Here is a 22,599-nt window from a genome sequence, read left to right as displayed (position 1 = left end):
TTGCCGTAGCGCACCCATCGCTTGGCCAGGAGGTCGTAGTTCAGGAACATGGTCGAGAAGCTCTCGACGTCCTGCAGCTTCTGGATGCCGAGCAGGCACATGGAGATGGCGAAGAACCACTCGATCGCCCGCACGGTGAAGATCGTCTCGTATGCAGCGAAGGAGACCGCCAACGCCATCAGGAAGGCGACCGAGAAGATGGCGATCACCGGCTGGTAGGTGGTCTCGTCCTCCGACTGGACCGACTTGCCGAAATGTTCGCGCAGGTCCGTGTAGCCGCCGACGCGCTCGCCGCCGATGAAGGCCTGCGGCGTTGTCTCGACGCCATGCTTCGCCTTGAAGGCGTCGGTCTCCTCGCGGGTGGTCAGCCAGTTGTCGTCGACCGCGAAACCTTCGCGCTCGAGAAGGTCCTTCGACTTCAGTCCATAGGGGCAGACATGCTCGTCCATGACCATCCGGTAGAGGACGGCCGTCGGGTTGCTGTCATTCGCTGCGGCGTTGCTCATGCTCCATCGTCCTTCCTGCGGCGTCCCGCGCGCCACCTTGCCGTTGCCTCTTGGCCAAGGAGTTGCGAGCGCAGAAGTTCCCGCACGGACCGCGCCGGATGCAGGACCTGCCGGAATCTCGCCTGGGAACGGGTGAAGGAATGGGGTGCCTGCGGAGCCTGCCGCGCTCGTGCCGGTGGCGATCAGACGAATTCGCGGATCTGCTCCATGGCGATCGCGGTGGCGGCCGAGCGGTTCTCGACGCCGAGCTTGCGGAAAACCGTCTCCAGATGCTTGTTCACCGTCCGAACGCTCAATTTAAGGATGTCAGCGATGTCCTGGTTGGACTTGCCGCGTGACAGCCACAGCAGCACCTCGGCCTCGCGCGGCGAGATCGGCAGTTTTGCATTGAGGGACGCGATCAGGGTCGCGTCGCTGGCGACCTGCGAGACCCGCAGCAGGAATTCGCCGTCCCCCGCCTCGCCGAGGAAGGCGAAGCTCAGCCCGGTGCCGATCTCCGTTGCGGTCGCGCGGCCCTCGCGCAGGCTGGCGAGGATGGTCTTCAGGACGCTTGCGGGGATCGGCCCCTCGGCGGCTTCCAGAATGTGGCGGCGGGCCCAAGGCGTCGTCCAGAGAACCTCGCCCGACGCGTCGATGGCGAAGAGATGGCGCCCGGCGCTGTCGAGGGCGAGCCGGGCCGAGCGGGTCTTGCGGGCATTCGCCTGGTGAACGCGCATACGGGCGAAGACCTGCTCGATGACGACAGGCTTGGTGACGTAGTCGACCCCGCCGGCCTCGAAGGCCTCGAGCACGTGCTCGGTCTCGCTGAGCCCGGTCATGAAGATCACCGGAATGTCGGCGAGACGGCTGTCGGCCTTGATCTGGCGGGTGGTCTCGAACCCGTCGGTGCCGGGCATGACGGCATCCATCAGGATGATGTCGGGGATCGCCCGGCGGGCAATGGCCAACGCCCGCGACCCGCTGGCGGCCACGAGCACGGTCATCCCCTCGTCCTCCAGCGCCGTGCGCAACAGGCTGATCGTGTCGGGCGAATCGTCGACCACGAGGACGGTGGTGCGGTGGCCGCCGCGCTCCGCGTTCATCGCCCGCCTCCCGCAAGAAGCGTTTCGACGGCATCGAAATCCATCCGCTCGACGGCGAGGCGGAGCTGCGCGAGGCCGGCCGCGGCGCCCGGGTCGCGGCGGGCGATCTCGTCCAGCTTGGCGTTGATCCCCCGCACATGGCCGATCTCCACCAGCGCCTGGAGGTCGCTGCGGTCGATCTCTGCAAGGGCGCCGAGGTCGTCGCGGCTATCGCTTTCGCCGGACACCGGGGGCGGTGCGACCGGCGCATCGCCTGCCGGTTCGTCGTCATGCAGCCATTCGAGACCCAGCGTGCGGGCGATGGTGTCGAGCAGGGTGTCGATCACCAGCGGCTTGGACACCCAGTCGGCGATCGGTCCGGTGATCGACTGGGGCCGGGCGTCGGCCGACAGCATGACGATCCGGCTCGCGATCCCGTCCGCGGCAATGCGCTCGGCAACCTCCCAGCCGCTCTGGCCGGGCATGCTGACATCGAGAATGACGAGGTCGGGCTCGGCGAGCCGGGCCATGCGCAGGCCGGTCTCGCCGCCGTCCGCTGTGAGGACGGTGAAACCGATCGGTGTCAGGATTTCCTCGACCAGCTGCCGGTGCACCGGCTCGTCGTCGACGACCAGCACGGTCCGGCGTTCGCCGCGATAGCCGGTGACCTCCCGGCGCTGGGCCACGACCCCGACGGGGGCGACGACGGTCGCCAGCATCAGGCGGACCGTGAAGGTGCTGCCGACCCCGAGCGTCGAGGCCAGGCGGACGTCGCCGCCCAGGATCTCGGCGAGCAGCTTGGTGATGGTGAGGCCGAGCCCCATGCCGGGCACCGGCCGCGCGGCGCCGTCCTCGATGCGCTCGAAGGGCTCGAAGACGCGCTCGACATGCTCCTCGGCGATCCCCGGTCCGGTGTCGGAAATGGCGAATTCGGCGATCTGGCTGCGATAGCGCACCGTCAGGGTCACCTGGCCCTCGCGAGTGAACTTGATGGCGTTCGACAGGAGATTGATCAGGATCTGCCGGGTGCGCTTGGCGTCGCCGCGCACGATGTCCGGCAGGGCCCCCTCGACCCTGTAGACGAAGCCGATGCCGGCATTGCCGGCCTGCAGGCGGAACATCTCGACGATCTGCGACAGGAGCGGGCCGAGGGCGAATTCGTCGCGGTAGATCTCCAGCTTGCCGGCCTCGATGCGGGAAATGTCCAGCAGGCCGTCGATCAGCCCGGCCAGATGCTCACCGCTGCGGCGGATCACCTTGACGCCCTCGCGGCGCTTCTCGGGGATGGCCGTATCCTTGTCGAGGATCTGGGCGAAGCCGAGCAACGAATTGAGCGGCGTGCGCAATTCGTGGCTCATGCCGACGACGAAGCGCGTCTTGGCGAGGCTCGCGGCCTCGGCCTTTTCCTTGGCCCGCTGCAGCTCGGCATCGGTGATGCGATGCGCCTCGATCTCGCGGGTCAGAAGCCCGGTCTGGTGCCGTGTTTCCTCGAGCGCGACGCGGCGGCTTTCATGGGCGAGGACGAAGACCCAGGAGGCGATGCCGATGAAGATGATCAGGATGACGAAGACCTGCGCCAGCACCATGGCCGCGGTGGACGGATCGGCCGAGCGGGTCAGGGTCGCCTGCAGGTAGATCAGCGACAGGGCGGCGGCGCTGAAGCCGATCAGGGTCAGGAAGATCGCCAGATAATGGCCGCGGGCGGAATCGGCGAAGGCGGCAAGGCGGGTGGAGACGTTGCGCGCCAGCCCGTCGACGATCTGTTCGCGGGCCCGGCTGCCGGTCTTGCAGAGGTCGTTGCAGCGCGCGTCGAGCGTGCAGCAGAGCGAGCAGATCGGTCCCGCATAGGCCGGACAGGAGGCCATGTCCTCGCGCTCGAATTCGTGCTCGCAGATGCAGCAGGCCAGCGTCGGCAGACCGGCCCAGTCGTCGCGCGCCCTGCGGGCCAGATAATAGCGACCGTCGGTGGCATAGGCGATGGCCGGAGCCGCGACGAAGGCGGCGATCAGCGTGACGAACACCGACAGGGCGGCCAGGAGCTCGCCGAACAGGCCCACATGGGCAAGGGCGCCGAGGATGATGCCGGTGCCCATGGCGCCGAAGCCGACCGGGTTGATGTCGTAGAGATGCGCCCGCTTGAACTCGATATGGGCCGGCGACAGGCCGAGCGGCTTGTTGACGACGAGATCGGCGACGAGGGGCGCGACCCAGGCGACGGCGAGGATCGCGTAGAGCGCCAGGATTTCCTCCAGCGCCTGCAGGATGCCCATCTCCATCAACAGCACGGCGATGGCGACGTTGAAGATCACCCAGACGACGCGGCCCGGATGGCTGTGGGTGAGGCGGGAGAAGAAGTTCGACCAGGCGATCGAGCCGGCATAGGCGTTGGTGACGTTGATCTTCATCTGGGCGATGACGACGAACAGGCCGGTGATCCACAGCGCCGCGGTCGCGTCCGGGATGATCGCCTCATAGGCGGTCAGATACATCACCGTGGGATGATGGGCCTCGGCGATCGACAGGCCCTGTCCGACCACGAAGACCGCCAGCATCGAGCCGGCGAGGATCTTCAGCGTGCCGACGATGATCCAGCCGGGGCCGCCGGCGATCAGCGCGGTCCACCATGCGGCGCTCCGGCCGGCCCGGCGCCGCGGCATGAAGCGCAGGAAGTCGACCTGTTCGCCGAGCTGCGCGGTCAGGGCGAAGAGGATCGCCGTCGCGCCGCCGAACAACAGGATGTCGAAGCTGCCGTCGCCGCGGGTGCCGGTATAGGCCGCCCATTCGGCGTCGGGCAGGCCGCCGGCCAGCGCGAGGGCGACGAAGGGAGCGACGTTCAGCAGCACCCAGATCGGCTGGGTGATTGTCTGGAAGCGGCTGATCAGGGCGATGCCGTGGGTCACGATGGGGATCACGGCGACCGCGCAGACGATGTAGCCGGCCCATAGCGGCAGGCCGATGGTCATCTTCAGCGCCATCGCCATGATCGCCGCCTCTATGGCGAGGAAGATGAAGGTGAAGCTCGCATAGATCAGCGAGGTCACCGTCGAGCCGAGATAGCCGAAGCCGGCACCGCGGGTCAGGAGGTCGATGTCGACGCCGTATTTGGCCGCGTAGAACGAGATCGGCAGGCCGGCCAGGAAGATCAGGATGGCGACGCAGGCGATGGCGGGCAGGGCGTTGGCGACGCCGTAGCTCAGCGTCACCGTGCCGCCGATGGCTTCCAGCGCCAGGAACGAGATGCCGCCCAGCGCCGTCATGGCAATCTGCATCGGCGTGAAGCGCCGGGCGCTCTTGGCGGTGAAGCGGAGGGCGTAGTCTTCCAGCGTCTCGTCGGCGACGAACTGGTTGTAGCTGCGGCGCACCCGGAGGATGCGCTGGGGCGCGCTGCGCGGGTCGTTCACGCCGCGTCCCGGGAGAGGCACAGACAGCCGTCCTGCATTCGCGTCCTCACATTGTCGCCGCGCCGTGTGGCGTGGTCGATGGATGACAGCGACCGCCAGCCCGCGGTCCCCGTTTCCGCACGCAGGAATCTGCCGCCCGTCCTGTCGTAAAGGCCCGTCCGCATGGCGGGATGATGGGGCCTGACGGTCAGCACCGGAATACGTCAATCTGCGTATTGTTGCTCTGCAGCATTCGTCGCGATGATCGCCCTGTCAACCGAGTGGTCAGTCCGGACCGCCGGGCTCATTCATCCAAAGACGGGGTTTCAGATGACAGACGCGACCAGAGGTGACGGCCTGCGCTCCAGGCTGCGACGCCAGCTTCTGCTGGGGACCGCGGCGGCGTTGACGCTTGCTGTGACCGGCGCGGGCGCCGCCTTCGCCCAGACGCCGCCGACCGAGGAGGTGAACACCACCGGCCTCGCGGTCACCGAGGACACCGTGAAGGTGGGCATCCTGCATTCGGTCACCGGCACCATGGCGATCTCGGAGACCGGCTCCGTCCAGGCCGAGAAGCTCGCCATCGAGCAGATCAACGCCATGGGCGGCGTCCTCGGCCGCAAGATCGAATACACCCAGGAAGACGGTGCCTCCGACTGGCCGACCTTCGCCGAGAAGGCCAAGAAGCTGCTCGTCGAGGACAAGGTCGCGGCGGTGTTCGGCTGCTGGACCTCGGCATCGCGCAAGGCGGTTCTGCCCGTCTTCGAGCAGTATAACGGCATGCTCTACTATCCGACCTTCTACGAGGGCCTCGAGGAGTCGCCCAATGTGATCTACACGGGTCAGGAAGCGACCCAGCAGATCCTGTCGGGCATCGACTGGGTGGTGAAGAACAAGGACGCCAAGAGCTTCTACCTGCTCGGCTCGGACTATATCTGGCCGCGCACCTCCAACAAGATCGCGCGCAAGCACATCGAGAAGCTCGGCCTGGAGGTCGTTGGCGAGGACTATTATCCGCTCGGCCACACCCAGTTCAACTCGGTCATCAACAAGATCAAGCTGAAGAAGCCGGACGTTATCTACGCCATCGTCGTCGGCGGCTCCAACGTCGCCTTCTACAAGCAGCTCAAGGCCGCCGGCATCGACATGACCAAGGAGGCCCCGGTCCTCCTGACGATCTCGGTGACCGAGGACGAGATCCGCGGCATCGGCGGCGAGAACATCGAGGGCGCCTATGCCGCGATGAAGTATTTCGAGAGCCTGCCGAACGAGAACAACCAGAAGTTCGTCGCGGACTTCAAGAACATGTGGGGCGAGGACATCGTCATCGGCGACGTGACCCAGGCCGCCTATCTCGGCCCCTGGCTGTGGAAGGCCGCGGTCGAGAAGGCCGGCAGCTTCGACATCGACGCGGTGCGCGAGGCGTCCCCGGGCATCGAGCTGACCACCGCGCCGGAAGGCTATGTGCGTATCCACGAGAACCATCACCTCTGGTCCAAGACGCGCATCGGCCACGCCCAGGCCGACGGCCAGTACGAGGTGGTCTACGAGACCGAGGAGCTGATGGAGCCCGATCCGTTCCCGGAAGGCTACCAGTAAGCCGCAACGCTCCGGCGGGCCGTCCCTTGCGGACGGTCCGCCGATCGGCCGAACCGCCGGCCCTTGCCCGACCCAGCCGTCTTCCCGCCCGCGCCACGCTCCGCTTCCCGCGACCCCGTGCGCCGAGCCCCTTCCGCCCAACAAGGAGCCCCGGATGTTTGCCGACTATTCCTGGAGCGAACTCGGATCGATCTTCGCCATGCAGGGCTTTGCCGGGCTGGTGCTGTTCTCGGTCCTGGTGCTCATGGCCCTCGGCCTCGCGATCATCTTCGGCCAGATGGGCGTCATCAACATGGCCCATGGCGAGTTCATGATCCTGGGCGCCTACGTGACCTATCTGGTCGCGGGCTTCTTCGAAGCCTTCCTGCCGGCCCTGGTGCCGATCTCCTTCTTCGTGGCGGTGGTGCTGGCGTTCTTCGCCTCCGGGGCCCTCGGCGTCGCGGTCGAGATGAGCCTGATCCGCTTTCTCTACAAGCGCCCGCTCGACACGCTGCTGGCCACCTGGGGCCTGTCGCTGATCCTGCAGCAGACCTACCGCACCATCTTCGGCGCGCGCGAGGTGGGCGTCACCCTGCCGAGCTGGATGATGGGCTCGCTGCCTCTGACCGACATCATCGAGATCCCGATCAACGGGCTCATCGTCATGGCGATCACGCTGCTCATCACGCTCGGCGTCTATCTCGTCATGTTCCGCTCGCGGCTCGGCGCCCAGACCCGCGCCGTCGTCCAGAACCGCACCATGGCGGGCGCCGTCGGCATCGACACCGAAAAGGTCGACCGGATGACCTTCGGGCTGGGCTGCGGCATCGCCGGCGTCGCTGGCAGCGCCTTCACCATGATCGGCTCGACCGGGCCGAGCGCCGGCCAGCTCTACATCGTCGACACCTTCCTGGTCGTCGTCTTCGGCGGCGCGGCAAGCCTTCTGGGCACCATCGCCTCGGCCTTCACCATCTCCCAGGCCCAGTCGACCATGGAATTCTTCCTGTCCGGGTCGATGGCCAAGGTGCTGACCCTCCTGACCGTCGTCGGCATCCTGATGCTGCGACCGCAGGGCCTGTTCACCCTCAAAGTCCGCCGGTGAGGATCAAACCATGACGAAGTTCCTGTCTTCCAACGGCCGATACGAGGCGATCGGCTTCCTCCTCCTCGCAGCGCTCCTGATCGTCGTGATCCCGGCGATGACCGACGCCTTCCGCCTCAACCTCGTCGGCAAGTACCTGACCTACGCCTTCGTCGCCGTGGGCCTCGTCCTCTGCTGGGGCTCGGCCGGCATTCTCAGCCTCGGGCAGGGCATCTTCTTCGGCCTCGGCGGCTACTGCATGGCCATGTTCCTGAAGCTGGAGGCCTCGACGCCGGAGGCGACGGCGATCCAGTCGACCCCGGGTATTCCGGACTTCATGGACTGGAACCAGCTGACCGAGCTGCCCTTCTTCTGGGAGCCGTTCCACTCCTTCGGCTTCACCCTTCTGGCGGTGGTGCTGGTGCCGGCGATCCTCGCCTTCGTCATCGGCTTCGCGATGTTCACCCGGCGGGTCGGCGGCGTCTATTTCGCCATCATCACCCAGGCCATCGCCGCGATCCTGACCATCCTGATCATCGGCCAGCAGGGCTATACGGGCGGCGTCAACGGCATCACCGACCTGCGCACCCTGCTTGGCTGGGACATCCGCACCGACGACGCCAAGACGATCCTTTACTTCGTCAACGCGCTCCTGCTGCTCGGCGCCATCGGCCTGTCGATGCTCGTGCGCAATTCCAAGCTCGGCCGCATCCTCGTCGCGCTGCGCGACAAGGAGGATCGGGTCCGCTTCTCCGGCTACGACGTCGCCGCCTTCAAGACCTTCGTGTTCTGCTTTGCCGCGGCGCTTGCCGGTGTCGGCGGTGCGATGTTCACCCTGCAGGTGGGCTTCATGTCGCCGACCTTCGTCGGCATCGTGCCGTCGATCGAGATGGTGATCTTCTGCGCCGTCGGCGGTCGCCTGTCGCTGATCGGCGCGGTCTACGGCACGCTTCTGGTCAACTGGGCCAAGACCTCCTTCTCCGAGAGCTTCCCGGAGCTGTGGCTCTTTGCCATGGGCGCCCTGTTCATCGTCGTCGTCATGGCCTTCCCGAACGGCCTGGCCGGCATCTTCACCAGCCATGTGCGGCCGCTGATCGACCGGTTCCTGCGCCGCTCGCCCGCGCCGCTCGCCGACCGCAGGGCGCCCGACGCCGCCGTCGCTCCCGCCGCCGCCGAATAAGGACCCGCGCCATGACGACACCCAAAGAGTTTCTCCTGGCCGTGGAAGGTCTCACCGTCTCCTTCGATGGCTTCAAGGCGGTGGACGATCTCTCCTTCTACGTCGATCCCGACGAGATCCGCGTCATCATCGGCCCGAACGGCGCCGGCAAGACGACGGCCCTCGACCTGATCTGCGGGCGCACCAAGGCGTCCTCCGGCTCGATCCGCTTTCGCGGCCAGGAGCTGACGAAGATGAAGGAGCACCAGATCGTCCATGCCGGCGTCGGGCGGAAATTCCAGAACCCGTCGATCTACGACGACCTGACGGTCTTCGAGAATCTGGAGATCTCCTTCCCGCGGGGACGCACGGTGTTCGGGGCGCTGGCGTTCAAGCGCGACGCGGAGGTGCGGGACCGTGTGGAGGAGATCGCCGAGATGATCTTCCTCGCCGACCATCTGGACGATCGCGCCGAGTTCCTTAGCCACGGCCAGAAGCAGTGGCTGGAGATCGGCATGCTGCTGATCCAGGACCCCGAGCTTCTGATGCTCGACGAGCCCGTCGCCGGGATGAGCGTGTCGGAGCGGGTCAAGACCGCCGAACTCCTCAACCGCATCATCAAGGGCCGCTCGGTGATCGTCATCGAGCACGACATGAAGTTCGCCGAGGACATCGCGACACGGGTCACCGTGCTGCACCAGGGCAAGGTCATCTCCGAGGGCGACATGGCCCATGTGAAGGCCGATCCCAAGGTCGTCGAAGTCTATCTCGGGCATTGAGGAACACGCCGATGCTGAACATTTCCGACCTGCATGTCGCCTATGGCTCGAGCGAGGTGCTGCACGGCCTGACCTTCGACGTGGCGCCCGGCGAGATCGTCGCCGTCATGGGCCGCAACGGCATGGGCAAGACGACGCTGATGAAGTCGCTGATGGGGATCGTGCCCCAGTCCTCCGGCGCCGTGATGGTGGATGGCGCCGACATGTCGGGCGCGAAGAGCCACCAGCGGGTGAAGGGCGGTCTTGGCTACGTTCCGCAAGGGCGTATGATCTTTTCCACCATGACGGTGCGCGAGAACATCGAGACCGGCCTGACGGTGACCGGCGAAAGCCAGGTGCCGGAGGACATCTACGAGCTGTTTCCGGTGCTGCTGGAAATGAAGGGGCGGCGCGGCGGCAATCTGTCCGGCGGCCAGCAGCAGCAGCTGGCGATCGCCCGCGCGCTGGCTTCGCGGCCCAAGGTCCTGCTCCTCGACGAGCCGACCGAAGGCATCCAGCCCTCGATCATCCGCGAAATGGGCCGCACGCTGAAGCGCATCCGCGACGAGAAGGGTCTGTCCATCGTCGTCTCCGAACAGGTCCTGTCCTTCGCCCTCGACATCGCCGACCGGGTGCTGGTGCTGGAGAACGGCGACCTTGTCCATGACGAGCCGGTGGACGGCGCCGACGAGGCGCGCATCGCGAAATATCTGTCGGTCTGACCGGCAACCATTCCCGAAGCCGAAACGAAGGAGCGCAACGGCATGACCGACACCCTGATCAAGGTCGATTTGACCCAGTCGCCGCATGACAACGAGATGGTCCACAATCGCTGGCATCCCGACATCCCGATGGCCTGCTGGGTCAATCCGGGCGACGACTTCAAGGTCGAGACCCATGACTGGACCGGCGGCCAGATCAAGAATGACGACGACGCCTCCGACGTGCGCGATGTCGAGCTCGAGCAGGTGCACTACCTGTCCGGCCCGATCGGGGTGAAGGGCGCCGAGCCCGGCGATCTCCTCGTCGTCGACATCCTCGACATCGGTGCCTTCGAGGAGAGCCTGTGGGGCTTCAACGGCTTCTTCTCCAAGCAGAATGGCGGCGGCTTCCTGACCGAGCACTACCCGCTGGCCCAGAAGTCGATCTGGGATTTCGAGGGCATGTTCACCAAGTCGCGCCACGTGCCGGGCGTGCGCTATGCCGGCCTCATCCATCCGGGCCTGATCGGCTGCCTGCCGGACCGGGCGATGCTGGACGACTGGAACACCCGCGAGAAGGCGCTGTTCGACACCGATCCGGACCGGGTGCCGACCCTGGCGGCTTTGCCGAACACCCAGTCGGCCCATATGGGCAAGCTGACGGGCGAGGCGAAGGCGAAGGCGGCGGCGGAGGGCGCGCGCACCGTGCCGCCGCGCGAGCATGGCGGCAATTGTGACATCAAGGATCTGTCGCGCGGCTCGAAGGTCTATTTCCCGGTCTATGTCGACGGGGCCGGGCTCTCCATGGGCGATCTCCATTTCAGCCAAGGCGACGGCGAGATCACTTTCTGCGGCGCCATCGAGATGGCCGGCTGGCTGCACATCAAGGTCAGCCTGATCAAGGGCGGCATGAAGAAATACGGGGTCAAGAACCCGATCTTCCGGCCCTCGCCGATCACGCCGAAATACGACGACTACCTCATCTTCGAGGGCATCTCCGTCGACGAGGCCGGCAAGCAGCATTATCTCGACGTCCACATCGCCTATCGCCAGGCCTGTCTCAACGCCATCGAATATCTGAAGAAGTTCGGCTATTCCGGTGCCCAGGCCTATTCGATCCTCGGCACCGCGCCGGTCCAGGGCCACATCTCGGGCGTCGTCGACGTGCCGAATGCCTGCGCCACGCTCTGGCTGCCGACGGACATCTTCGAGTTCGACATCATGCCGGGCAATGACGGGCCGACGAAGTTCCTCGACGGCTCAATCGACATGCCCATCGCGCAGGACCTGTAAGGCGATGCCCTTCTACGACTACGATTGTGCCGATTGCGGTACCTTCACCAGCCTGCGCCCCATGGCGCAGGCTGGTGAGCCCTGCGATTGTCCGTCCTGCGGCGACAGCGCCCGCCGGGTGATCCTCTCGGCGCCGCGGCTGTCGACCATGGATGCCGGCCGCCGCACGGCCTTCGCCACCAACGAACGCAGCGCGAACGCGCCGCGCTCGGGCGGCAAGAAGCACGGCGACGGCTGCTCCTGCTGCGCGGCCCCCGGTGGCCGGGCGAAAGCCGGTGCGACGCTGACCATGCCGACCGGCGCCAAGACCTTTCCCGCCAAGCGGCCGTGGATGATCAGCCACTGACGGCAGACGGGTCAGGGGACAGGTTCGAGGGGGGAAGCGGTATCGCGGGGCGCGTCATGCGCCCTGCGATACCGTCCTTCTCTTGGCCTAGCCGTGCTTGATCGAGATGGTCTTCAGGCGGGAGAAGCCGTAGAGGGCCTCGAAGCCCTTTTCGCGGCCGTGGCCGGACTTGCCGACACCGCCGAAGGGCAGTTCGACGCCGCCGCCGGCGCCGTAATTGTTGATGAAGACCTGCCCGACATGCAGCTTGCGGGCGAGCCGCATCTGGCGGGCGCCGTTTTCGGTCCACACACCTGCAACGAGGCCGTAATCGGTGCCATTGGCGATGCGGATGGCGTCGGCCTCGTCCTCGAACGGGATCAGCACCTGCACCGGGCCGAAGATCTCTTCCTGGGCGAGCCTGTGCTCGGGGTCGACGTCGGCGAAGAGGATCGGCGCCACGTAATGGCCGGCCGCCGGGGCATCGGCGTGGATCGTGCCCTCGCCGGCGACCGTGAGCTCGGCCTTGCCCTGCGCGATATAGCCCGCGACGATCGCCTTCTGCTTGCCCGAGACCAGCGGCCCGAGATCGTGGTCGGCGGATGCGGGGCCGACGACGAGCCCGGCATAGACGTCGGCCATGCGGCGCTTCACCTCGTCATAGATGCCGCGCTGCACGAGCACGCGCGCGGCGGCCGAGCAGGTCTGGCCGGCGGCCTGGACGCAGGCGCCGACGAGGGTCGGCAGGGCCGCGTCGAGATCGCAATCGTCGAAGACGATGTGCGGCGACTTGCCCCCGAGCTCCAGAGTTACCGGAATGACGTTCTCGCTGGCGGCGGCCTGGATGCGCCGGCCGGTGCCGACCGAGCCGGTGAAGGAGACGTGGTGGACGCGCGGATGCGCCGACAGCGCCGCGCCGACCTCGTGGCCATAGCCGGTGACGATGTTGAGGACGCCGGCGGGCAGGCCCGCTTCCTCGGCCAGGGCCGCGACGGCCAGCGCGCTGAGCGACGCGTCCTCGGCCGGCTTCAGGACGCAGGCATTGCCCATGGCGAGCGCCGCGCCGACCGAGCGGCCCATGATCTGCATGGGGTAGTTCCAGGGAATGATGTGGGCGGTCACGCCGTGCGGCTCGCGCAGGGTCAGGACCGTCGTGCCTTGCTGATAGGGGATGGTCTCGCCGGTGATCTTGTCGGCGGCGCCGCCGTAGAACTCGAAATAGCGGGCGAGCGCCACGGCGTCGTTGCGGGCCTGGCCGAGCGGCTTGCCGACATCGCGCGACTCCAGATGGGCCAGCGTCTCGGCGCGCTCGGTGACGAGGCGGGACAGGCGCACCAGGATGCGGCCGCGCTCGGTCGCGGTCATCGCGCCCCATTCGCCGTCGAGCGCCGCTTCCGCCGCCGCGACCGCGGCCTCGACATCGGCGGCCGTCCCCTCGGCGATCTGGCCGATGTTCTCGCCGGTCGAGGGGTTCTCGACGGCGATGGTCCGGCCGCCGGCGCCGGGGCGCCATTCGCCGCCGATCAGGAGCTTCGTCGGATCGAACCAGAGACCGGACTGGATTGTCATGTGATGTTCCTCCCAGGAAAATGTCCGCGCAGGCGGCGCGGTGGGCACGCCGGGACGATCCGCCGGCGGCCGGTGTCGTTCAGACGGCGTGTCGGACGTGCGGTTCGAGCCGCTCGCGGGCGGCTTCGAGATGGGCGAGCATGGCGGCTTCGGCCCTCGGCGGGTCGTGGTCGATGATCGCCTCGAGGATCCCGACATGCTCCTCGATGACGGCGTGGCCGACATTGGCGTGATAGCGCAGCCGGAAGATGTGCATCTGGGTGAACAGCCGGCCCAGGGTCTCGGCGATAAGGTCGTTGCCGCAGGCCTCGGCGATGGCGGTGTGGAAGCGGCTGTCTAGAACCACCAGCCGGGCGCAATGGGCGTCGATGTCCTCGCGCGACAGCGCCTGCATCTCGGCGGCGATCTCCTTCAGCACGGCAAGCTGGCCGGGCGTGGCATGTTCGGCGGCGCGCGCGGCGCTGCGCGGCTCGACCAGGGCGCGCATCTCGAAGATGCTCTCCAGCCGGGCGACGGAGGGCAGCGGCGCGACCGAGTAGCCGGTCAGATGCTTCTTGACGACGAGACCCTCGGCCTCGAGCCGGATCAGCGCGGCGCGGGTCGGAGTCTGGGAAACGCCGAAGCGGCGGGCCAGCTTGTCGACGGAAAGACGTTCGCCGGGCGGGATCTTCAGGGCGATCAGGTCGTCGACCAGCCGCTCATAGACCGCGTCGCCGAGCGACGGACCCTGCACGATCAGGTCGTCCGCGGATGCGGTCCAGTCCCCCATGCGATCTCCGCGAAAGGCGGTGTTGCGGTCGGCCACAGCCCGTCCTTGACCAATGCCATTCAGTCTCATACGGATATCGTATCGGATATCTGGTGTAAACATCATCGGATTTGAGGTTGCCGACGCAGGAGGATGCGGGCAATTTCAACCAAGACGGTCCGAACCGAATGGGAGGAATACGCATGACCCTGAGAGGCATTCTCGCCGGCGCCCTTCTGGCGACCAGCGCCCTGACCGCGACGTCGCTTTCGGCCAAGGAAATGAACTTCGCCATCGTGACGCCGCCGGACGGTCACTACGGCCAGGGCGCCAAGGCCTTTGCCGAGAAGATGAACGAGCTCTCCGAAGGCGAGATCACCATCAACGTCAAGGCCGGCGGTTCGCTGGGCGGCGAGCGCGAACTCCTGGAAGGCGAGCAGATCGGCACGATCGAGCTGGCGATGACCTCGACCGGTCCGGTCGGCAGCTTCGTGCCGGAAATCTACGCGCTCGACTTCCCGTTCCTGTTCAACGACTACGCCAGCGCCCACGAGATTCTCGACGGCGAGATCGGCGACGAGCTCCTGGCCAAGTTCGAGGACAAGGGCATGATCGGCCTTGCCTGGTCGGAGAACGGCTTCCGCCACATCACCAATTCGGTGAAGCCGGTGCAGACGCCCGCGGACGTGGCGGGCCTGAAGCTGCGGACCATGGAAAACCAGGTCCATATCGACGCCTTCAAGGAACTCGGCGCATCGCCGACCCCGATGAGCTGGACCGAGGTGCTGACCTCGCTGCAGCAGGGCACGATCGACGGTCAGGAGAACCCGATCCCGATCATCGTCTCCAACAATATGTGGGACATGCAGAAATACGTGACGCTGACCGGCCACGTCTATTCGCCGGCGGTCATCACCATGTCGAAGATTCACTGGGACCAGCTCTCCGAGGAAGAGCAGGGCTGGATCCGCGAAGCCGCCAAGGCCGGCGTCGAGGCGACCCGCGCGGTCGTTGCCGAGACCGAAAAGAACGGCGTCGCCACCATGCGCGAGAACGGCATGGAAGTGATCGAGGATGTCGACAAGAAGGCGTTCCAGGATGCCGTCCAGCCGACCTATGACCGCTACGGCAAGGAATATGGCGAGGCCATGATCCAGCGGATTCGCGACGCCCAGAAGTAAGCCACTCGACAAATTGCGGGGCCGGACCGTCCGGCCTCGCGGTGCCCGGCCCAGCGCCGCCCGGCTTCGGTTCGCGGCCACCGCCCGCGCGCGGCTTCGATGGAGGCCGCGCACCTCGCCCTCCAGCTCTCGAAGGTGCCGTCCATGCGCAAGGCCGTCCTGACCGCCGCCGAGAAGCTGACCGTTCTCACCCATAATCTCTCCGCCCTCCTGCTGGCGCTGGCGACGGCGCTGGTGTTCTGGCAGGTGGTGACGCGCTTCGTTCTCGGCGATGCCGCGGCGTGGTCGGAGGTGCTGGCCCGCGGCGTGGTGATCTGGATGGTGTTTCTCGTCGCCGGCGCCGGCTTCCGGCTGAGCGCGATGATCCCCTTGGAATTCGTGCGCAGCGTCCTGCCCGACCGGATGCAGCGCAGCGTCTCCTTCATTGTCCTCCTCGGCATCCTCGCCTTTCTCGGCGTGCTGACCTGGTTCGGCGTCCTGATGACGATCCGCGTCTCGACCCAGCAGGTGGCGATGCTCAACATCCCGATCTCCTGGCTCTATGCCGCGATCCCGGTCGGCGCGGTGCTGGCGATCCCGGGCGCGATCCTTGAATTCCTGCGTCCGATCGAGCCGTCGCGGGCCGAGCACGACGTCCAGCGCGACCGGGAGTCCTTCGAATGAACGCCGCCCTCGTCGCCGCCCTTCTGGTCTTCTTCTCGCTGTCGATCCCGGTCGCCGTCGCGATCGGTCTCGCCGCGATCGTCGGGGTCGCCTTCTTCTCGCCGCTGCCGCTGCTGGTGGTGCCGCAGAAGATCTTCACCTCCATCGACAGCTTCCCGCTGCTGGCGGTGCCGTTCTTCATCCTGGCCGGCAATCTGATGACCCATGGCGGCGTCTCGCGCCGGCTGGTGGATTTTGCCAAGTCGCTGGTGGGCGGCGTGCAGGGCGGGCTGGCCTCGACCTGCGTCGTCACCTGCATGATCTTCGCCGCGATCTCCGGCTCGTCCGTCGCCACGACCTTCGCCATCGGCGCGATCCTCGTGCCGGCCATGGCGCGGCACAAATATCCGCTGCCCATGGCCGCGACGATCCAGGCGACCTCCGCCGAACTCGGCGTGATCATTCCGCCCTCGGTGCCGATGATCATCTTCGGCGTCTCCACCGAGACCTCGGTGACCAAGCTGTTCATCGCCGGCATCGGGCCGGGCGTGCTCATCGCCGGCGCGCTCATCGTGATGACCCAGGTCTGGTGCCGGCTGAAGGGCATCGGCAAGGAGGACGGCGACGACGCGCTGCCCATCGTCAAGAGCACGATCGACGCCTTCTGGGCGCTGATGCTGCCGGTGATCATTCTCGGCGGCATCTATGGCGGCATCTTCACGCCGACCGAGGCGGCAGCCGTCTCGGCAGTCTATGCGCTGGTCGTCGGCCTGTTCGTCTACCGGGAGATGAGTTTCTCCGACCTGCCGCGGATCTTCCGGGCATCGGCCGTGGCGACCGGGGCGATCATGCTGATCATCGCCACCGCGGGACTGTTCTCCTTCCTCGTCAGCCTGTCGGGCCTGCCCAATGTCATCGGCAGCTGGGCGGAAGCGACCTTCGGCGGGGCGGTGGGCTTCCTGCTCTTCGTCAACGTGCTGCTGCTCCTGGTCGGCATGTTCGTGGAGACCTCGGCGGCGATCCTCGTCCTGGCGCCGATCCTGACGCCCATCGCCATCGGCTTCGGCGTCGATCCGGTCCATTTCGGCATCATCGTCATCGTCAATCTGGCGCTCGGCATGGTGACGCCGCCGCTCGGCGTGAACCTCTTCGCCGCCGCCGCCGTGGCGCGGATCCCGGTGCAGAGCATGTTCCGCTCGCTCATCGTGCCGGTGCTCGTGGTGTTCGGCGCGCTTCTCCTGATCACCTTCGTGCCGGCGATCTCGCTGTGGCCGGCAGCGCATCTGTAAGCCGGCCGACCGGCGCAATCCTTCCAGCCAGACCAGGGACTTCCGCATGAGTGCAGTGACGCCGTACCGCATCGCGACCATCGAGGGCGACGGGATCGGCCCCGAGGTGACGCAGGGCGCCATGCGGGTGCTGACGGAGGCCTGCGGCACGGGCGTCCTCGACTTCGTCATGCTGGAAGGCGGCGCCGGCTCGCATGTGGCGACCGGCGAGGTGCTGCCCGCCGAGACCGCCGAGGCCTGCCGGACGCATCATGCGATCCTCCACGGTGCCGCCGGCTTGCCGGGCGTCGTGTATCCGGACGGCACCGAGGTCGGCAACGAACTGCATCTGAAGCTGCGCTTCGCGCTCGATCTCTACGCCAATGTGCGGCCGATCAAGCTCCTGAAGGGCGTTGCCTCGCCGCTGCGCGCCTATGAGGGCGGCGGCATCGACTATGTCATCGTGCGCGAGAACACCGAGGGGCTTTACGCCAGCCGCGGCGCCGGCGTCGTGCTGCGCGGCGAGATGGCCTCCGACAGCCTCGTCATCACCCGCAAGGGCACCGAGCGCGTCGCCCGCTTCGCCTTCGAGCTGGCCCGCCAGCGCAAGGGCGCGCTGCGCGACGGCAAGCGCCGCGTCACGGTCTGCGACAAGGCCAACATCCTGCGCAGCTACGCTTTCTTCCGCAGTGTCTGCGACGAAGTGCATGGCGACTATCCCGATGTCGAGATCGACTACGCCTATGCCGATGCGATCACCGTGCATCTCCTGAAGCGACCGGATTTCTACGACGTAATCGTCGCCGAGAACATGTTCGGCGACATCATCTCCGATCTCGGCGCCGCCACCGTCGGCGGCATGGGCATCTCGCCCTCGGGCGAGATCGGCGACAGCCACGGCCTGTTCCAGGGCGCCCACGGTTCGGCGCCGGACATTGCCGGGCAGGACCTGGCAAGCCCGGTGGCGGCCATCCTGTCGGGCGCGATGATGCTGCGCTGGCTGGCGGACAAGCACGACGACGCCGCGCTCGCCACGGCGGCGGGCCGCGTCGAGGCGGCGGTCGACCGGACGCTGGAGGCGGGCGACTTCGTGCCCACCGATCTCGGCGGACGTGCGCGCTGCAGCGAGATGACCGACGCCATCCTGCGGGCGATGGCCTGACCCTTTCTCACAAGAGGACAACAGCATGACGAAGCAGACGGTCGGCGTGATCGGCGTCGGGATGATGGGCCACGGCATCGCCCGCAACATCCAGAAGAAGGGTTGGCCGCTCGCCTATCTCGACCATCCCGGCAACCAGCCGAGCGACGATCTCGACGCGGATGGGGCAAGGCGCTTCGATGACGCCTCGGCGCTGGCGGCGGCGTGCGACGTCCTGATCCTGTGCGTCACCGGCAGCCCGCAGATCGAGGCGCTGCTGCTCGGGCCGGACAGCGTCACCGCCGCGCTGCGGCCGGGCACCATCGTCGTCGACTGCTCGACCGGCATTCCCAGCGCCACCATGAAGGCCGCCGAAGCGGTGAAGGCGGTCGGCTGCGACTTCGTCGACGCGGCCATGACCCGCACGCCGAAGGAGGCCGAAGAAGGCCGCCTGAACCTGTTGATCGGCGGTGATGCGGCGACGGTCGAGGCGCTGACGCCGCTGTTCGAGGCGTTCTCGGAAAACCGCTTCCACGCGGGCGGCATCGGCCGCGGCCAGACGCTGAAGCTCCTGCACAATTTCGTCTCGCTGGGCAGCGTCACGCTGATCGCCGAGGCGGCGGCCTGCGCCGCGGAGAACGACATCGCGCCGGAGGTGCTGGTGGACTGCCTGCGGCGCGGCGGCGGCTATGGCGCCGGTCTCGACCGCACCGCCCCCTACATCCTCGACGGGGACGTCACCCCGATGCGCTTTTCCAATGCGAACGCGCGCAAGGACCTGACCTATTACAGCCAGCTCGTCGAGGAGACGGGGACGTCCCGCAAGGTCGCTGAAGGCGTGCGCGGCGCGCTGGACTGGCTGGTCGAGACCGGCCATGGCGACGAGATGATGCCGACCGCCTGCACGACGTTCCGCAAGAAGGACGCTTGATCGTCTGAGCCGGACGGCCGCCTCAAAGCGGAGGCGGCCGTCCGCAGCCTTGATCAGCCCATCGTCGCCAGGGTCGCTTCGGCGAAAGCGGCGACGCTGAGGAGTTGCCGGTCCCGGCTCCAAGGCGCGACGAGCTGGATGCCGAGCGGCAGGCCGTTCGGCCCGAAGCCCGCGGGCAGGCTGATCGCCGGGGCGCCGATGAAGGTCCAGGGCGCGCAGAGCGCGGGATCGCCGGTGTTGTCGAGCCCCTCCGGCGCTTCGCCCGTCGCCGGCACGGTGAGGATCGCATCGTAGCCGGCAAAGTGCTCGGCCATCGCGCGGCGCAGATGCTTCTGGTTCTCCAGCGCGGCCACGTAGGCCTTGGCGGAAATGCCGGCGCCGTCGGCGACCAGCGCCTTCAGATGGTCGCTGGTGCGATCGGGGAAGCGCTCGACGCGCTCCTCGTAGATATGCCGGCCCTCGACCCGCAGAACGGTCATGATGTCGTCGAGAGTCTGGGCGTAGAGCGCGTCCAGCGCCAACGGCTCGAGCGTCGCGCCCGCCGCCGTCAGCGCTGCGGCCGCCCGGTCGCGCAGGGCGCGCTGATGCGGATCGACGCAGTCCCAGGCCGGTGGCTCGATGACGGCGATCCGGGGTCGTTCGGCGGCGACAGTCGCGCTGCCCGGCTCCGGCGCGCTGCCGGCCGGCAGGTCGCCATGCGGATCGGACGGGTCGGCGGCGGCGAACAGCCCATAGGCCTTGGCGATGGTGGCGACGTCGCGGGCGAACAGGCCGACATGGTCGAGCGACCAGGACAGCGGATGGACGCCGGTGCGCGGGATCGAACCATAGCTCGGCTTGTAGCCGACGACGCCGCAATAGGCGGCGGGGCGGATCACCGAGCCGATGGTCTGGGTGCCGAGCGCCAGAGGCACGATGCCGGCGGCGACGGCGGCGGCCGAGCCGCTCGACGAACCGCCGGGCGTGTGGCGCGAATTGTGCGGATTGACCGTCGCGCCGGGGCTGCGCCAGGCGAACTCCGTCGTGACCGTCTTGCCGAGGACCGTGCCGCCCAGCTCGCGGATGCGCGCGACGATCCAGGCGTCGGTGGCCGGTACATGCGCCGGGTCGATGCGCGAACCATAGCCGGTGGGCATGTCGGCGGTGTCGATGATGTCCTTGACGCCGACGGCGAGGCCGGCAAGCGGGCCGCTGGTGCCGGCGGCCGGCGCGGTCTCCGGCAGATGGGCGAAGGCGCGCAGGGCCGGGTTGCTGCTGACGGCCATTTCATAGGCGACCCCGACGGGGCCGAGCGTCGTGTCGCCCGCAGTGCCGATGCCGGCCGCGGTGGCGGTGATGTTTGCCATGGTCAGATCCCCCTCGAATGCGTCGCCGCGGGACGCTGGGCGCCCCGCGGCATCGATGATGCGCTCGCTCAGTCGACGATCGCCTTGTCGATGAACTGCCGGTCGATGAAATTGGCGAAGTCCGGCTGGGAATCGAGATTGCCGAGGGCGATCTGGACGCCGAGGCTGGTGGTCATCGCCTCGTCGGTAATGTCGACGCTGGGAGCGTAGACGCCGTCGGTGATCATCCGCTTGACGGCGGCCTCGACCACCTTGGCGTCGAGGTTCGGGAACTCCTTCTGGGCGACCGCGACCGCATCTTCGGGCGAGGCCTGGATCATCGCCAGCGCCTTTTCGAGGCCGTTGACGAAGCTCTGGGCCTTGTCGGTATCGACGTCGGTGCGGGTCATGATGGTGGAGAAGGCGTAGGGGCCGTATTCCTTCGGGAAGGAGACGATGACCTTCTTGCCCTCGGCGACGGCCTGGTCGACGCCGGGCTCATACATCACCGCCAGCGGCGCCTGGCCGCCGATGAAGGGCGCCGGCTCGGCGCCGATCTGCACCTGGGTGAGGGTCACGCTGTCCTCGGAGACGTCGTTCTCGCCGAGCATCTTGAGGAACAGCGAGGTCGAGGTGGTCGGCATCATGCCGGCGACCACGGTCTGGTCGGCGAAGCTCTCGGGACCCTTGTAGTCGAAATCCTCGTCCGCGAGGATCCAGACGGCGGCGCCGTTGACGACATTGGCGATGGTCTTGACCGGGGCGCCCTTCTCGAAGGCGATGGCGGTCCATTCGGGACCGTGCAGCGAGAAGTCGGCGCTGCCGGAGATGACCGAGTTGAGCGCCGTCGGGCCGGAGCCGGCGCTTTCCTTGATAACGGTCAGGCCCTCGGCCTCGAACATGCCCTTGTCCATGGCGACGTAGAGCGGCAGGTAGAGCAGCGACTGGAAGGCCTGGGAGATCGTCACCTCGGTCTTGTCCTGGGCCAGCGCCGGGCTGGCGAAGGCGGTGAGGGCGGCGGTGGCCGCGACGGCGAGAAACTTCTTCATTGTTGGTACCCCTGCTGGTGATGGGAGGCGCAAGCCTCAGGCTGCGACCTGTCGCGTGGACTGGTCCTGCTTCCACGGCAGCACGCGCCGCTCGATGAAATTGACGATGTGGTAGAGGGCGAAGCCCAAGAGCATCAGCGAGAACAGCCCGACCCAGACGGTGTTGAGGTCGTAGAGATTCGACGCCGTGAAGACGAGGTGGCCGAGCCCGTGCTGGGAGGAGATGAACTCCCCGACGACGGCGCCGACGAGGGCGAAGCCGATATTGATGCGGAAGGTGGCGATCACCGCCGGCAGCGAGGACGGCACCACCGCCTTGAAGAAGATGCGGTGCTTGTCGGCGCCCATGGAGGTGAGCAGGCGCTGCAGATCCTTGTCGGAATCGCGGGCCGCCTGGTAGGCGGTGATCAGCGCCACGATGGCGGTCATTGCGACGACCAGCGCGATCTTCGAGGTGTAGCCGGTCCCGAACCACAGGATGATCAGCGGTGCGAGGGCGATCTTCGGCACGCTGTTGAGCGCGATGACGAAGGGCTCGACGAGCCTGGCCACGCCGACCGAATACCACAGCGACAGGCCGAGCGACGTGCCGATGGTGGTGCCGAGGATGAAGCCGACGACAGCTTCCAGCGTGGTGTAGCCGGCATCGACGAAGATCGAGCCGTCCATGATGAAGCGGGCGAAATTGACGAAGATCCCGGACGGCTGGCCGAACAGGAAGCCGGAGACGCCGCCGTAGCGCACGCCCAGTTCCCACAAGGCGAAGAAGCTCAGCACGGCGAGGATCTGCAGTCCAGACCGGGCGATGCCGCCGCCCAGTCCGTCACTGGCGATCTGCCAGTCGATGCGGCGACGGGGCATGGCCCCGGTCGCGGCAGGATTGCGTGTGGTGGTGATGCTCAT

Annotated in this window: 20 protein-coding genes; 12 read left to right on the top strand and 8 right to left on the bottom strand. The window is 67.2% G+C overall.

Annotation, left to right across the window (positions count from 1 at the left end):
- The 3 genes from ACEQX1_RS10300 to ACEQX1_RS10290 all read right to left on the bottom strand — a co-directional run.
- On the bottom strand, positions 1-506 hold a 506-nt coding region (locus ACEQX1_RS10300; protein ID WP_370196805.1), incomplete at its 3' end, for a glutaredoxin domain-containing protein.
- 182 nt (positions 507-688) lie between these two features.
- Positions 689-1,588 carry a response regulator transcription factor gene (locus ACEQX1_RS10295; protein ID WP_024352129.1) on the bottom strand — a complete coding sequence of 300 codons (900 nt, stop codon included), beginning with the start codon at positions 1,586-1,588 and terminating at the stop codon, positions 689-691.
- The gene (locus ACEQX1_RS10290) at positions 1,585-4,968 is read right to left on the bottom strand and encodes an ATP-binding protein (protein WP_370196804.1); all 3,384 of its coding nucleotides are present in this window, start codon (positions 4,966-4,968) and stop codon (positions 1,585-1,587) included. The genes ACEQX1_RS10295 and ACEQX1_RS10290 overlap by 4 nt, the downstream gene beginning before the upstream one ends.
- Before the next feature lie 309 nt (positions 4,969-5,277).
- Between ACEQX1_RS10290 and urtA the strand changes: the two genes are divergently transcribed.
- From urtA to ACEQX1_RS10255, 7 genes are all read left to right on the top strand, one after another.
- Complete coding sequence (gene urtA, locus ACEQX1_RS10285; protein WP_187392314.1) at positions 5,278-6,546, top strand: urea ABC transporter substrate-binding protein; 1,269 nt, start codon at positions 5,278-5,280, stop codon at positions 6,544-6,546.
- Between the two features lie 154 nt (positions 6,547-6,700).
- On the top strand, positions 6,701-7,627 hold the full coding sequence (gene urtB / locus ACEQX1_RS10280) for an urea ABC transporter permease subunit UrtB (protein ID WP_024352132.1): 927 nt from the start codon (positions 6,701-6,703) through the stop codon (positions 7,625-7,627).
- A 10-nt stretch (positions 7,628-7,637) separates the two neighbouring features.
- Positions 7,638-8,786, top strand: a complete 1,149-nt coding sequence (urtC, locus tag ACEQX1_RS10275) for an urea ABC transporter permease subunit UrtC (RefSeq protein WP_187392313.1) — start codon at positions 7,638-7,640, stop codon at positions 8,784-8,786.
- A gap of 11 nt (positions 8,787-8,797) precedes the next feature.
- Entirely contained in the window at positions 8,798-9,544 is a 747-nt protein-coding gene (urtD, locus tag ACEQX1_RS10270; RefSeq protein ID WP_009208017.1) for an urea ABC transporter ATP-binding protein UrtD, read from the top strand.
- 11 nt (positions 9,545-9,555) lie between these two features.
- Complete coding sequence (urtE, locus tag ACEQX1_RS10265) at positions 9,556-10,245, top strand: urea ABC transporter ATP-binding subunit UrtE (RefSeq protein WP_024352135.1); 690 nt, start codon at positions 9,556-9,558, stop codon at positions 10,243-10,245.
- Between the two features lie 42 nt (positions 10,246-10,287).
- Positions 10,288-11,517 carry a formamidase gene (gene fmdA / locus ACEQX1_RS10260; protein WP_024352136.1) on the top strand — a complete coding sequence of 410 codons (1,230 nt, stop codon included), beginning with the start codon at positions 10,288-10,290 and terminating at the stop codon, positions 11,515-11,517.
- Positions 11,518-11,521: 4 nt separating this feature from the next.
- Positions 11,522-11,863 (top strand): FmdB family zinc ribbon protein, encoded by a 342-nt coding sequence (locus tag ACEQX1_RS10255; RefSeq protein ID WP_370195259.1) that lies wholly within the window; start codon positions 11,522-11,524, stop codon positions 11,861-11,863.
- An 87-nt stretch (positions 11,864-11,950) separates the two neighbouring features.
- On the opposite strand, the gene ACEQX1_RS10250 is transcribed toward ACEQX1_RS10255, so the two are convergent.
- Together ACEQX1_RS10250 and ACEQX1_RS10245 are read right to left on the bottom strand one after the other, a co-directional pair.
- A complete protein-coding gene (locus tag ACEQX1_RS10250) occupies positions 11,951-13,411 on the bottom strand; it encodes an aldehyde dehydrogenase family protein (RefSeq protein WP_370196803.1) in 1,461 nt (486 codons plus the stop codon).
- Between the two features lie 79 nt (positions 13,412-13,490).
- A complete protein-coding gene (locus ACEQX1_RS10245; RefSeq protein ID WP_370194588.1) occupies positions 13,491-14,180 on the bottom strand; it encodes a GntR family transcriptional regulator in 690 nt (229 codons plus the stop codon).
- A gap of 182 nt (positions 14,181-14,362) precedes the next feature.
- Between ACEQX1_RS10245 and ACEQX1_RS10240 the strand changes: the two genes are divergently transcribed.
- The 5 genes from ACEQX1_RS10240 (at position 14,363) to ACEQX1_RS10220 (ending at position 19,322) form a co-directional block, all read left to right on the top strand.
- Positions 14,363-15,340 (top strand): TRAP transporter substrate-binding protein, encoded by a 978-nt coding sequence (locus ACEQX1_RS10240; protein WP_029703759.1) that lies wholly within the window; start codon positions 14,363-14,365, stop codon positions 15,338-15,340.
- Positions 15,341-15,484: 144 nt separating this feature from the next.
- A complete protein-coding gene (locus tag ACEQX1_RS10235) occupies positions 15,485-16,003 on the top strand; it encodes a TRAP transporter small permease (protein WP_024352140.1) in 519 nt (172 codons plus the stop codon).
- Positions 16,000-17,271, top strand: a complete 1,272-nt coding sequence (locus tag ACEQX1_RS10230) for a TRAP transporter large permease (RefSeq protein ID WP_024352141.1) — start codon at positions 16,000-16,002, stop codon at positions 17,269-17,271. Before ACEQX1_RS10235 ends, ACEQX1_RS10230 begins: the two co-directional genes overlap by 4 nt.
- A gap of 46 nt (positions 17,272-17,317) precedes the next feature.
- A complete protein-coding gene (locus ACEQX1_RS10225; RefSeq protein WP_370194589.1) occupies positions 17,318-18,412 on the top strand; it encodes an isocitrate/isopropylmalate dehydrogenase family protein in 1,095 nt (364 codons plus the stop codon).
- A 25-nt stretch (positions 18,413-18,437) separates the two neighbouring features.
- Positions 18,438-19,322 (top strand): NAD(P)-dependent oxidoreductase, encoded by an 885-nt coding sequence (locus ACEQX1_RS10220; protein WP_228240022.1) that lies wholly within the window; start codon positions 18,438-18,440, stop codon positions 19,320-19,322.
- A 53-nt stretch (positions 19,323-19,375) separates the two neighbouring features.
- Here ACEQX1_RS10220 and ACEQX1_RS10215 read toward each other — a convergent pair whose 3' ends face one another.
- The 3 genes from ACEQX1_RS10215 to ACEQX1_RS10205 all read right to left on the bottom strand — a co-directional run bounded on the left by ACEQX1_RS10215 (position 19,376) and on the right by ACEQX1_RS10205 (position 22,599).
- Positions 19,376-20,668 (bottom strand): amidase, encoded by a 1,293-nt coding sequence (locus ACEQX1_RS10215; RefSeq protein WP_370194590.1) that lies wholly within the window; start codon positions 20,666-20,668, stop codon positions 19,376-19,378.
- Between the two features lie 68 nt (positions 20,669-20,736).
- Positions 20,737-21,696 carry an ABC transporter substrate-binding protein gene (locus ACEQX1_RS10210; protein WP_370194591.1) on the bottom strand — a complete coding sequence of 320 codons (960 nt, stop codon included), beginning with the start codon at positions 21,694-21,696 and terminating at the stop codon, positions 20,737-20,739.
- A gap of 36 nt (positions 21,697-21,732) precedes the next feature.
- Positions 21,733-22,599, bottom strand: a complete 867-nt coding sequence (locus ACEQX1_RS10205) for an ABC transporter permease (RefSeq protein WP_370194592.1) — start codon at positions 22,597-22,599, stop codon at positions 21,733-21,735.

It is taken from the genome of Aurantimonas sp. (assembly GCF_964217435.1).
Classification (GTDB): domain Bacteria; phylum Pseudomonadota; class Alphaproteobacteria; order Rhizobiales; family Rhizobiaceae; genus Aurantimonas; species Aurantimonas coralicida.
The sequence above is the reverse complement of the archived record's forward strand: the minus strand, read 5'-3'. Positions and strand labels throughout refer to the sequence as shown.